Below are 12,035 nucleotides of genomic sequence, written 5' to 3'. Positions count from 1 at the left end.
TCCCCGCGCCCCCGGCCGCGGGTTCGGCGGAACCGCTTGTCCCCGGACCCGGCAACCGTGAGTATCGGGTCCGTGACTCCGACCCGACCGGCACGTCTCACCGGCGCCGCGCTCAGCGCCGCGCTCACCCTCCTCGCCGCCGTGTGGGTCCTCAAGGACCTCGCCGCGTTCGGTTCCCCCTCCGACCTGGCGTGGTACTGGGCCGGGGACCACCACTTCCTGCTGCTGCGCGGCGGCTCCGCCACCTCCCTCGTCGACCCGGTGCTGCTCGTCGCCTCCGCCGCCACCGCCGTCGCCGCGCTCCGCTCCCGGCACGCCGCCTCCGCCTTCGCCGCCACCGGCGCCGTCACCCTCGCCCTGCGCTTCCCCGGCCTCTGGTCGCACGACAGCGCGGTCCTCGTCACCGCGCTCCTCGACCTCGCCCTCGCCACCGCCCTGGTCGGCACCGCCTCCCTCGGCCGCGGCTGGGTCACCCCGTACGACCAGCGGCCCACCCGCCCCCGCACGGGCCCCGGCGTGGCCGCCGGAGTCCTCCTCGCCGTCGCCGCGCTCGTCATGGCGGCCTGGGAGCTGTACTGGGTCACCGAACTGCCCCTGGAGATCACCCTCGACCGGCTCACCGGGGGCCGCTCCGTCGTCAAGGCGGTCCTCGCCCCGCCGCCCGCCTGGCTCTCCCTCGTCCTCGTCGCCCTCTACGGCGCCGCCGCCGTCTCCGCCCTGGGCCGCGCCCGGCACGGGCGGGCCTTCGGGCTGCTCGCCGGGACCTTCCTCGCGGCCGGCGGCCTCGCCGAGACCGCGAGGACCCTCCGGTACGAACTCGTCGCCCGCTTCGCCGACATCCCCACCGCCGACCGCCTCGACGTCCTCACCGCGGGGTACGGACTGCTCGCGGGCGCCGCCGTCCTCGTCCTGCTCGCCGGGCGCGGCGTCCCCGCCGCCGCGCCCTCCCCGGCCGGGATGCCGTCCCCCGCGCCGCCGTCCCCGCCGCCGCCCGGCTGGTGACTCAGTCCCGGGCGAGCCCCAGGGACCTGCGCAGGAAGTCGACCTGGAGCAGGAGCAGGTTCTCCGCGACCTGTTCCTGCGGGGTCATATGGGTGACCCCGGAGAGCGGAAGGACCTCGTGCGGGCGGCCGGCCGCGAGCAGCGCGGAGGAGAGCCGCAGCGCGTGCGCCACCACCACGTTGTCGTCCGCGAGCCCGTGCACGACCATCATCGGCCGCGCGGGCTCCACAGCCCCGGAGAGCCCTTCGTCGGTGAGCAGGGACTGGGCCGCGTACACCTCCGGATCGTCCTGCGGGGTGCCCAGGTACCGCTCGGTGTAGTGGGTGTCGTAGAGCCGCCAGTCCGTCACCGGCGCCCCCACCACGGCCGCGTGGAAGACGTCGGGCCTGCGCAGCACCGCGAGCGCCGCCAGGTAACCGCCGTACGACCAGCCCCGGATCGCCACCCGCCCGAGATCGAGCGGGAAGCGGTCCGCGAGTCCGTGAAGCGCCGCCACCTGGTCGTCGAGGGTCGGCGAGAAGTCCCGGGCGACGGCCTTCTCCCAGGCGGGCGAGCGGCCCGGGGTGCCCCGCCCGTCCGCCACCACCACCGCGAACCCCTGGTCGGCGAACCACTGCGAGGTCAGATGCGGCTGGTGCGCGGCCAGCACGCGCGGCCCGTGCGGACCGCCGTAGGGGTCCATGAGCACCGGAAGCGGCCCGTCGCCCTCCGCGTACCCCGAGGGCAGCAGCACCGCGCACGGGATCCGCCGGGCCCCCGCCTCCGTGAGCCGCACCCGGGCCCGTACCACCGGCCGCTGCGCGTACGAGGCCACCACCGCGAGCCGTGCGCCGTCGCGCAGCACCCGCGCCACGCTCCCCGGCTCCTCCGGGCGCGCCGACACCAGCACGGTCACCGCCCCCGAGCGGACCGCGCCGTGCACCCCTGCGCCCTCGGAGAGCCGCTCGGCGCCCCGGTCGGTCACCCGGTACACATGGATCTCGCCGGTCTCGGGCGCCGGAGCCGTCGCGCCCGCCGAGGCGGAGACCAGGATGCCGTCGCCGTCCACGGCGCCGACGTCGAGGACCGCCCGCACGTGCAGCGAGGCGTCGGTCAGCGCCCGGTCGTCGACCGCGAGGACCCGCACCCCGCCCTCGTCGGCGATCCGGACCAGACCGCCGTCCGGCGCCCACACCGGGACCCCGGGAAACAGTTCGAGCCACGCCGGGTCCCGCTCCGTCCGTACGGGCGTGGTCTCCCCGGTCGCCGGGTCCACCGTCAGGTACCGCTGCTCGCGCTGGTCCCGTGCCTGGACGAGGAGGAGCGGCGCCCCGGCCGCCGACCAGTGGACCCGGGCCAGGTAAGGATGCCGCTCCCGGTCCCAGCGGACCTCCACGCGGGAGCCGTCGAGCCCCACGAGGAGGAGCCCGACCTCGGCGTTGGCGGTGCCCGCCGCCGGGTACCCGACCGGCTGCGGGGCGCGGTCCGGGTGCGCCGGGTCGGCGATCCACCAGCGGCTCACGTCCCGGTCGTCGGCGCGGGCGACGAGGAGCCGGTCGGAGGCGGGCGACCACCAGAAACCCCGGTCCCTTCCCATCTCTTCCGATGCGATGAATTCGGCCAATCCGCAGGAGACGTGCGGACCTTCCGGAACGAGCAGTTCCCGGTCGCCGGAACCATCCGCTCCGACCACCCGCAGGGCGCCCTCCGTCACGTACGCGACCAGGCGTCCGTCCGGCGAGGGACGGGGGTCCGCCACCGGTCCCGGCACCGGCAGCTCGCGGGCCGTACCGGCCCTCAGTTCGGCCGTGAAAAGGCGTCCTGACAGGGCGAATGCCGCCAGTTCCACGGCTCCGTCCACCGCGTACGAGACCACGCCCGCCGAGCTTTCGCGGCTCCGCTCCCGGCGCGCCCGCTCCTGCGGGGACAGCTCCTCCGCTGCCCCCGCGAGGAGTGCCCCGGGGTCGGCCGCGACCCGCTCCGAGGGGGCCGAGCCGTCGCGCGGGAGGTCGAGCACCCAGAGCAGGTGCGAGCGGTCGGTGCCGGAGCCGGAGCGGACGAAGACCACGCGTTCGCCGTCGGGCGAAACGGAGAAACCGCGCGGAACCCCCAGCCCGAACCGCTGTGTCCGGGCGTACTGACGGGGAAACGAGAGCCCGGCCGGCGGTTCGGCGGGCGGCTGCGGAGAGAAGGTCATGCGGCCGAAAGTAGCGCCGTGCGCCCCCTTCGTGCCTCCGTCCGCCGACCAGTGCGATGGCACGGATAGTTATGATCCGTAGCGCTAGGTGGGTATGCACTCGGCTGGCACATGCGCAGGGCCCGTACCGCTCGAATAGTCGAATGTCTGACCGAAGAAGTGTGGAGGTGAACCGCCGTGGCACTCTCGATCTCCGTGGTGGTGCTGATGGCGATCGTCGTCTTCCTTCTGATCCGGAAATCCGGGCTGAAGGCCGGACACGCGGCGGTCTGTGCACTCCTGGGTTTCTACCTGGCCAGCTCGTCCCTCGCTCCTTCCATCAGCACCCTCACCACCAACGTGGCGGGCATGATCGGCGGCCTCAAGTTCTGACCGCCGTCTCGTCCTGACCGCCCGGCCCGCCCCGGGCCGGGACCTCGTAGGGTGGGGGACATGTCCGATCTCCCCGCCCGCCGTCTGCTGCTCGTGCACGCGCACCCGGACGACGAGTCGATCAACAACGGCGTCACCATGGCCAGGTACGCGGCCGAGGGCGCCCTCGTCACCCTCGTCACCTGCACTCTCGGCGAGGAAGGCGAGGTCATCCCGCCCGGCCTCGCGCACCTGGCCCCGGACCGCGAGGACCGGCTCGGCCCGTACCGCGTCGGCGAACTCGCCGCAGCCATGGCCGAGCTGGGCGTCACCGACCACCGGTTCCTCGGCGGGCCCGGCCGCTTCCGCGACTCCGGGATGATGGGCGCCGAGCAGAACCGGCGCGACGGCGCCTTCTGGAACACCGACGTCGACACCGCCGCCCCCCACCTCGTCGAGGTGATCAGGGAGACCCGCCCGCAGGTCCTCGTCACCTACGACCCCGACGGCGGCTACGGCCACCCCGACCACATCCAGGCCCACCGGGTCGCCATGCGCGCCGCCGAACTGGCCGCCGACCCCGCCTACCGGCCCGACCTCGGCCCCGCCCACCCGATCGCCAAGATCTACTGGAACCGGGTCCCGCGCCCGGTCGCCGAGGCCGGATTCGCCCGGCTGCGCGCCGAGGGCTCCGCCTTCCCCGCCGTCGCCGCACTCGACGACGTCCCCGGGATCGTCGACGAGGACCGGATCACCGCCGAGATCGGCCCGGACCCCGCGCACACCGCCCGCAAGAGCGCCGCGATGGCCGCGCACGCCACCCAAGTCGCCGTCGACGGCCCGTTCTTCGCCCTCTCCAACGACCTGGCACAGCCGATCCTCGCCACCGAGTACTACGAACTGGTGCACGGCACTCCCGGCGCGCCCGCCGGTACCCGCGAGACCGACCTCTTCGCGGGGGTGACCACGTGAACACCACCACGCCCGCCGCCTCCCCGGTCTCCCGCAACGCCCGGTTCGCCTGGTACGTGCTCCTCCTCGTCCTCGGACTGCTCGTCGGCACGGCCGGCGCGCTCGTCCAGGCGGCCTGGTTCCCCGGCGGACTGCTCCTCGCCCTCCTCGCCACCGCCGCCCTCTTCTACGGCGGTCTGCGCGCCACCGGCACCCAGGTCGGCGTCGTCTCGGCGGGCGGCGGCTGGCTCGTCGCCGTCGTCCTGCTCAGCTTCGGACGCCCCGAGGGCGACGGAGTGTTCGGCGGCGGTCTGGGCGAGCTGCTGTACCTGTTCGGCGGCATGGCGGTCGCTGTGATGTGCACCACGGTCGCCCGTCTGCCACGACCGGCCCCGTGAACAGGACGACTTGAGAACCGCGACGCCCTGACTTCGGGTGGATTGACCGCCGTACGACACCCAGGCGTCGGCTATGCGAGGGCGGCGGACAGTATGGTGGTGCGCGCCGCCGAACCGCCCGGGACACACGAGCATCAGCAAGAGCGGGCGGTGGAGCCAACCGGGAGATCCTGCTTTGAGTCGTGAAACTGGTCGAGAGACTGACAGTTCGTCCTCCGGCGCCCAGGGGCGCGGTGGGGCCGCTTATACCTCGGGTACACCGCCGTACGGTTCCCGCCAGTATCCGTCGCTCCACCCCACGCAGGACGCGCCGGAGGAGACCGCCGCGTCCGCGCCGCCGGAGGAGCCCAAGACCGAGACGACCCTGACGACCCGTATCCGGATCAACATCCCGGGTTCGCGTCCGATTCCGCCGGTCGTGGTCCGCAAGACGGTCAACGAGGCGCCCGCTCCGGAACCGGCGGCCGAGCCCGCCCCCGCGCCGGAGCCCGAGCCCGAGCCGGTGGCGGCCCCCGAGCCGCCGCGCGCGGAGGAGCCGCCGAAGGGCAAGGCCAAGGAGACCAGCGACTGGTTCGCGCCCCGCAAGGCGGCGCCCCAGGCACCGGCCCCGGCCGCCGCGCCCGCCCCGACGCCCAAGCCCGCCCCGGCCCCCCTCGGCCAGGACACCCAGGGCACGGGCTTCGCGGGCTCCGCGACCTCCGGCGTCCCGACGGTCGGCAGCACCCCGTCGAGCCGCCCGGTCACCTCCACCCGCCCGACCGGCACCCCGTCCGGCGGCACCCCGCTGTACGACGGGACCCCGGCGGGAGGGACTCCCGCGTACGACGGGACCCCCGCCGCCGGTACGCCCAGGTACGACGGGACTCCGTCCGGTGGCACCCCGCTCTACGACGGGACCCCGGCGGGCGGCACTCCGCTGTACGACGGCACTCCGTCCGGCGGTCTCCCGCTGTACGACGGGACCCCGGCAGGCGGTACGCCGCTGTACGACGGGACTCCCGCCGCCGGTACGCCCAGGTACGACGGCACCCCGTCCGGTGGCACCCCGCTCTACGACGGGACCCCGGCGGGCGGCACCCCGCTCTACGACGGCACCCCCGCCGCCGGTACGCCCGTCTACGGCGGTCCCGACGGGCCCACGGCAGGGCCCGTCACCGGTAGCGCCTCGCTGGGTGCTCCCGGTGCCTTCCCCGACGGGCAGGGCGCGGGTTCCCCGTTCCCCGGCGGCGCCCCCGGCGCCCACGTCCCGCGTCTCTCCGACGACACCGCGATCCTGACCCCGCAGGCGCCCGCGCCCGTCCCCGCCTCGGGGCCCGGGGTCGACGGCGTCGGGCGCGTCCCGGGCGACACGCTCACCGGCGGCATGCCCGCCGTACCGGCGAAGTCGGGCCGCCCGAACCTCACCCCGCGCACCGAGGAGGACGCTCCGGCACCGGCGGCGGCCCCCGCGCCCGCCCCGCGTCCGGCGGCTTCCGGCGCTCCGGCGAAGAAGGGCCGCTCCAAGCTGGTCCTCGCCGCCGTCGGCGTCCTCGGTCTGGCCGGCGTCGCCTACGGCGCCGGGCTGCTGCTCAACCACTCCGACGTGCCCAAGGGCACCACGGTCCTCGGCGTGGACATCGGCGGCGGCACGAAGGAGGAGGCCGTCAACAAGCTGGAAGCGGCCCTCGGCCGACGCGCCCACACCCCGCTCCAGCTCGGCATCGGCGGCAAGAAGGTCCAGCTCGCACCGGACAAGGCGGGTCTGGCGCTCGACAGCCAGGAGACCGTCCGCGCCGCCGCCGGAAGCGACTACAACCCGGTCTCGGTCATCGGCTCCCTCTTCGGCGGCGAGCGGGTCGCCCACCCGGTCTTCCCCGTCGACGAGGAGAAGCTGGCCGTCGCGCTGAGCGATCTGGCCGGTTCCTCCGCCTCGGCGACCGAGGGCACGATCGTGTTCTCCCCGAACAAGGTGACGCCCGTCGAGGGCAAGCCCGGCAAGGGCCTCGACGTGCAGCACTCGATGATCTCCGTCCGGGACGCCTTCCGCGCCCAGGTCGAGACCGGCCAGGGCAAGCTGGTCGAGCTGCCGGTCACGGCCCGTCAGCCGACGGTCTCCAAGGCGGAGCTGGACCGGGCCATGCGGGAGTTCGCCGAGCCCGCCATGTCCGACCTCATCACGATCGTCGCGGGCGGCAAGGAGATCCAGTTCGGCCCGGCGCGCTCGCTGCCGCAGATCCTCTCCATGAAGGCCGTCAACGGGCGTCTGGTCGAGGTCTACGACAAGAAGGCGATCGAGCGGCTCCTCGACGGGGCCTTCGACGGCATCACGATCACCAAGGGCGACGGCGCCAAGCACCAGGTGTCCGCCGACGACGTGGCCTATGTGATGCGGGACGCCCTCCTGGGCAAGACCAAGAAGGAGCGCACCAGGACGATCGACCTGAGCGGCGAGGGCTGATCCGCCTGCCAGGCCCCCCGGGCCCGGACTCCTGAGCCCCAGGCTTCCGGCCCCGGCGCCCGGCCCGCTCCGGCCGCCCCGTGCGCCATCCGCCCGAGCCCCCGCCGACCCCGCGTCGGACGGGGGCTCGGGCGCGTACGGGCCTGAGAAGCCCTTCCGCGCGCCGTCCGGCCCCCGTTGACCCCCGGTCGATCTTCGAGCCGCTCGGCGGCGCTCAGGGGCCTCCCCGGGCCCCGGCGGCCTGCCTCGGGCCCCGGCGGCCCATCCCGGGCCCGGTCGGGAGACCGCTCCCCGAGCCTGGCGGCACCCCCGGGCACGGCCTAGTTGAGCCGGGCCCTCGCCGCCTGGGCGCGGTGGCGGATCTCGGTGGCCGTCTCGGGGTCCACCGCGTCCATCACCGTCGCGTACGCCTCCATCTCGGCCGCCGCGACGAGGAAGTCGCCGCGCTCGACGAGCAGCTCGGCCCGTTCGTAGCGCAGCCGGGCCGGGTGGGAGGGGAGCAGCAGGGAGAGTTCCACCGCCCACAGGGCCACGTCGGAGCGCTCGGGGCGGGGGGCCGCCCAGGCGCGGATGTTGTTGAGGACGCGCAGGACGATCGCGCCGGGTTCGGCGGGCCGGAGCATCGAGCGGTCGAGGGCCTCGCCGGTCGCACCGGCCACCAGGAGTTCGGCGTCGGTGCCGGTCATGGCCCGGCCCCCGGCGAACGGGTCGGCGAGGTCGAGATCCGCCGGGTCGCCGAAGCCCACGACGAAGTGGCCGGGAAGCCCGAGCCCGTACACCGGGGCACCGGCCCGCCGGGCGACCTCCATCCAGACGACGGACAGCAGGATCGGCAGGCCCCGGCGGCGCCTGAGCACCTGGTGCAGCAGCGAGGACTCCAGGCGCTGGTAGTCGGCCGGCACCCCGACGAAGCCCTCCCGGTGCCCGAGGAGCGCGGCGAGCGCCCCGGTCCAGTCGCCGGTGACCCGGGTCGCGTACGGCACGAGCCCGGCGAGGCGGTCGAGTTCGATCTCCGCCTCGGTCAGGTCGTGCCGGGCCACGGAGGGGTCGGCCACGGCGCCGATCAGCAGGCAGAGCCGGGCGAGGTCGGGCCGTTCGGACCGGGCCTCCTCGGCGAACTCCCGCCGCCAGTCGGGCGGGCCGTGCGGTACGTCCCCTGTCACGCCTCCGCCCATCGGTAGTGGTGGTAGTGGTGGTGCGGGGCGAAGCCCATCCGGCCGTAGAGGGCGCGGGCGCCGTCGTTGTCCGCCTCCACCTGGAGCCAGGCGGCGGACGCGCCCTCGTCGAGGGCCTGCCGGGCGAGTGCCGTCATGACGGCGGTGGCCAGGCCCTCGCGCCGCCGCTCCGGGGCGACCTCGACCGCCATGAACCCGGCCCAGCGCCCGTCGACCACGCACCGCCCGATGGCCGCCGGGACCTCTCCGGCGCCCGGCACGGTCGCGAACCACACGCTGGGACCCGAGGCGAGTACGTGCCGTACGGCGGGGCCGGGTTCGGTGGAGCGCTGGTAGCGGCGGAGCCAGGGTTCGTCGACGGCGCGGGAGAGGCGTACGGCGGAGACGTCGGCGTCGAGGTCGCCGACCGGGGCCAGTGCCCCGATGTGCACCTCGGCGGTGACCTCGCGGCGCCAGCCGTGCCGTTCGAGCGCGGCGCAGAGCAGCTCCTGGGTGCCCTCGGCGCCGGTGGCCGCCTGTACGTACGGGGGGAGGCCGCGGGCCGCGTACCAGGCGCGGACCTCCGCGAGGGCCTCGTCGAGGGGGCGTCCGGGGTCGCCGGAGGGGAGGGCGGAGTTGGCCCGGCGGGTGAAGCCGTCGGCCGCCCGCAGCGTCCACTCGCCGAGGGCCTCGCTCTCGACCGGCCGCCAGGCGCGCGCGGTGGCCCGGTTCAGCTCGGCGAAGCTCGCCGAGGGACCCCGGCGGCGGGCCGGGGCGGCCGGGACGACCTTCCCGGCGGCCAGCGCGGATTCCGGGATACGGACGATCTCACCGTCCCTCCGTGTGATCAGCAGCACAGAGTCGTCCCACGATGTGAGAACGCCGACCGCGTCGGTGAACCTCCCGCCCGCTTCCCCGGACTCCGTCACGTACCGAACGGAGACACGTTTTCCCACGTCAGTGCTGGTAATTCGGACTTCAAGGCGTCCGCCGCCGATGAATTCCACAGCTTCTGCGCCCCTCCTGTTCGGATCGCCCCCAAGAACGGAGATACTAGGTGCGGGCATCGACGACGCCGCGCTCCCGCGCAGACCAGCCCTATCGAGGAGGAACGACAGCGTGACCTACGTCATCGCGCAGCCTTGTGTCGACGTGAAGGACAAGGCGTGCATCGAGGAGTGCCCCGTCGACTGCATCTACGAGGGCAAGAGGTCCTTGTACATCCACCCGGACGAATGCGTCGACTGTGGGGCCTGTGAGCCGGTCTGCCCGGTCGAGGCGATCTTCTACGAGGACGACACCCCGGAGGAGTGGAAGGACTACTACAAGGCGAACGTCGAGTTCTTCGACGACCTCGGTTCGCCCGGTGGCGCCTCCAAGCTCGGCGAGATCGAGCGGGACCACCCCTTCATCGCCGCCCTGCCGCCGCAGAACGGCTGATCGACCGCATCCGGTCCCGTACGGCCTCGGCCGCCGTACGGGACCGAGGCGTTTCCCCGTACGTACAGGAAGTGAGAGCCAACCCGTGAGCGCAGTCTCCTCGCGTCTGCCCGTCTTCCCCTGGGACAAGCTGGAGCCGTACAAGAAGACGGCCCTGGCGCACCCGGACGGGATCGTGGACCTCTCGGTGGGCACGCCCGTCGACCCGGTCCCCGCGCTGGTCCAGGACGCCCTGGTGGCGGCGGCGGACTCGCCGGGCTATCCGACGGTGTGGGGGACGAAGGAGCTGCGGGACGCGCTGACCGGCTGGTGCGGTCGGCGGCTCGGCGCGGCGGGCCTCGCCCACGAGAACGTGCTGCCCGTGGTCGGCTCCAAGGAGCTGGTGGCGTGGCTGCCGACGCAGCTGGGGCTCGGCGCGGGGGACCAGGTGGCGTACCCGCGCCTGGCGTACCCCACGTACGAGGTCGGCGCGCGGCTCTGCGGTGCGACGGCCGTGGTCTACGACGACCCGGTCGCCGACCTCGACCCGGCGGCGGTCAGGCTGCTCTGGCTCAACTCCCCCTCGAACCCGACCGGGAAGGTCCTCGCCCCCGAGGAGCTGACCCGGATCGTGGCCTGGGCGCGCGAGCACGGCGTGCTGGTCTTCTCCGACGAGTGCTACCTGGAGCTGGGCTGGGAGGCCGATCCGGTCTCCGTCCTGCACCCGGACGTCTGCGGTGGGTCGTACGAGGGGATCGTCGCCGTCCACTCGCTGTCCAAGCGCTCCAACCTGGCGGGCTACCGGGCCGCGTTCATCGCGGGTGACGCGGCGGTCCTCGGCGAGCTGCTCCAGATCCGCAAGCACGGCGGCATGATGACGGCGGCGCCGGTGCAGGCGGCGACGGTCGCGGCGCTCGGCGACGACACGCACGTGGCCGAGCAGCGCGAGCGGTACGCGGCCCGGCGGGCGGCGCTGCGGACGGCCCTTGAGGGGCACGGCTTCCGGATCGAGCACAGCGAGGCGAGCCTGTACCTGTGGGCGACCCGCGACGAGCCGTGCTGGGAGACGGTGGCGTACCTGGCGGAGAAGGGCGTCCTGGTGGCTCCGGGCGACTTCTACGGCGAGGCGGGGGAGCGGTTCGTGCGGGTCGCGTTCACGGCGACGGACGAGCGGGTCGCGGCGGCCGTCAAGCGGCTGGGCTGAGTGACTGGGCCGAGCGACCGGGCTGAGCGGCTGGGCTGAGGATCAGCCGGACGGCTGATCCGGACATCCACGCGGGCGAGGGCCCGGGGAGCACATGCTCCCCGGGCCCTCGCCCGTTCTCCTGTCGGTCGGTCGGTCGGCCGTCGTCGGAGTCGGCCCGGTCGGCCGTCCGGTCAGCCGGCCGTCGGATCAGCCGAGGGGGAGGCCGCCGAGGGCGCCGGCGGCGGGCAGGCCGCCGAGCGCGCCGCCCAGGGCGCCGCCGGTCCCGCCCTTGGCTCCCTTGCCGCCCTTGCCCGCGGTGGCGCCGGAGGCCTTGCCCGCGGCCTTGCCGAGGGTCTTGCCCGCGGCGGGGAGGGTGGTGCCGACGACCTTGCTTCCGGTGGAGCCGACGACGTCGGTGGCGGCCTGCGAGGCGCCGTCGACGGCCGTCCCGGTGGCGGCGCTGTCCAGGCTGGTGACACCGGCGAGGGCACCGGTCGGCGCGAGGCTGTGCTCCGCGGCGCTGGCGGCGCCGGCCGCACCGACCACGGGGGCCGCGCCCGCCGCGATGAGCAGGGCGGCGCGGGCGATCCGGTGGGTCAGGGGGAGGGACATGGTGCTCCTTGCGAGAGGTGCGGGGTGGTGTTCGGTCGCAGTGACAACCGGCTCCGGGGCGGGTGAGGTTGCGGAGACACAAGGTAAAGAGTTGGCAATGCGTCGTATTGTCGGGTGGGGAGGAAAACGGACGAAGGCGTCATTGCGCAGCCGACTGGCGAACCGTCACTTCCCTTGCGCCGCAAGGGAAGTGGGCCTCTGGCGGGGGGTGGTGCGGAAGTGCCCTGAAAACCCGGCGAATTCCTGTGCATCCATGGCGGACCCATGCCACCCGCGAGTGAAAAACCGTACGGATGCCCTAGGGGAGGGCGGCAGGGTTTCGCCCGGGGAGCAAGCCGCGGCCGGACGT

At 74.5% G+C, this 12,035-nt stretch carries 11 protein-coding genes; 7 read left to right on the top strand and 4 right to left on the bottom strand.

Translation table 11 applies throughout. From position 1 onward, the window contains the following. The first annotated feature begins 72 nt into the window (after nucleotides 1-72). Complete coding sequence (locus tag BU197_RS31095) at nucleotides 73-1,002, top strand: hypothetical protein (RefSeq protein ID WP_188270070.1); 930 nt, start codon at nucleotides 73-75, stop codon at nucleotides 1,000-1,002. 1 nt (nucleotide 1,003) lies between these two features. On the opposite strand, the gene BU197_RS22205 is transcribed toward BU197_RS31095, so the two are convergent. Then, nucleotides 1,004-3,178: a prolyl oligopeptidase family serine peptidase gene (locus BU197_RS22205; protein ID WP_188270069.1), complete on the bottom strand. Its 2,175-nt coding sequence runs from the start codon at nucleotides 3,176-3,178 to the stop codon at nucleotides 1,004-1,006. Between the two features lie 177 nt (nucleotides 3,179-3,355). On the opposite strand from BU197_RS22205, the gene BU197_RS22200 reads away from it, so the two are divergent. The 4 genes from BU197_RS22200 (at nucleotide 3,356) to BU197_RS22185 (ending at nucleotide 7,315) form a co-directional block, all read left to right on the top strand. Continuing rightward, entirely contained in the window at nucleotides 3,356-3,550 is a 195-nt protein-coding gene (locus BU197_RS22200) for a hypothetical protein (protein ID WP_188270068.1), read from the top strand. A 60-nt stretch (nucleotides 3,551-3,610) separates the two neighbouring features. Further along, entirely contained in the window at nucleotides 3,611-4,501 is an 891-nt protein-coding gene (mshB, locus tag BU197_RS22195; RefSeq protein ID WP_188270067.1) for an N-acetyl-1-D-myo-inositol-2-amino-2-deoxy-alpha-D-glucopyranoside deacetylase, read from the top strand. Continuing rightward, entirely contained in the window at nucleotides 4,498-4,878 is a 381-nt protein-coding gene (locus BU197_RS22190) for a DUF6113 family protein (protein ID WP_188270066.1), read from the top strand. The genes mshB and BU197_RS22190 overlap by 4 nt, the downstream gene beginning before the upstream one ends. 418 nt (nucleotides 4,879-5,296) lie before the next feature. Then, nucleotides 5,297-7,315, top strand: a complete 2,019-nt coding sequence (locus BU197_RS22185) for a hypothetical protein (RefSeq protein ID WP_411158518.1) — start codon at nucleotides 5,297-5,299, stop codon at nucleotides 7,313-7,315. A 320-nt stretch (nucleotides 7,316-7,635) separates the two neighbouring features. On the opposite strand, the gene BU197_RS22180 is transcribed toward BU197_RS22185, so the two are convergent. Continuing rightward, on the bottom strand, nucleotides 7,636-8,490 hold the full coding sequence (locus tag BU197_RS22180; protein WP_188270064.1) for a transglutaminase-like domain-containing protein: 855 nt from the start codon (nucleotides 8,488-8,490) through the stop codon (nucleotides 7,636-7,638). Beyond that, nucleotides 8,475-9,476, bottom strand: a complete 1,002-nt coding sequence (locus BU197_RS22175; protein ID WP_188270063.1) for a GNAT family N-acetyltransferase — start codon at nucleotides 9,474-9,476, stop codon at nucleotides 8,475-8,477. Before BU197_RS22175 ends, BU197_RS22180 begins: the two co-directional genes overlap by 16 nt. A 112-nt stretch (nucleotides 9,477-9,588) precedes the next feature. Here BU197_RS22175 and fdxA point away from each other — a divergent pair, with 112 nt between their 5' ends. Both fdxA and dapC read left to right on the top strand, forming a co-directional pair. Beyond that, entirely contained in the window at nucleotides 9,589-9,909 is a 321-nt protein-coding gene (fdxA, locus tag BU197_RS22170) for a ferredoxin (protein ID WP_030207635.1), read from the top strand. An 85-nt stretch (nucleotides 9,910-9,994) separates the two neighbouring features. Continuing rightward, nucleotides 9,995-11,092 carry a succinyldiaminopimelate transaminase gene (gene dapC, locus BU197_RS22165; protein WP_188270062.1) on the top strand — a complete coding sequence of 366 codons (1,098 nt, stop codon included), beginning with the start codon at nucleotides 9,995-9,997 and terminating at the stop codon, nucleotides 11,090-11,092. Between the two features lie 189 nt (nucleotides 11,093-11,281). On the opposite strand, the gene BU197_RS22160 is transcribed toward dapC, so the two are convergent. Further along, the gene (locus tag BU197_RS22160; RefSeq protein ID WP_188270061.1) at nucleotides 11,282-11,686 is read right to left on the bottom strand and encodes an ATP-binding protein; all 405 of its coding nucleotides are present in this window, start codon (nucleotides 11,684-11,686) and stop codon (nucleotides 11,282-11,284) included. Nucleotides 11,687-12,035 lie beyond the last annotated feature (349 nt).

It is taken from the genome of Streptomyces sp. CBMA291 (assembly GCF_014596525.1).
Classification (GTDB): Bacteria; Actinomycetota; Actinomycetes; order Streptomycetales; family Streptomycetaceae; genus Streptomyces.
Note: the sequence above shows the minus strand (reverse complement) of the source record. Positions and strands in the feature narration are given on the sequence as shown.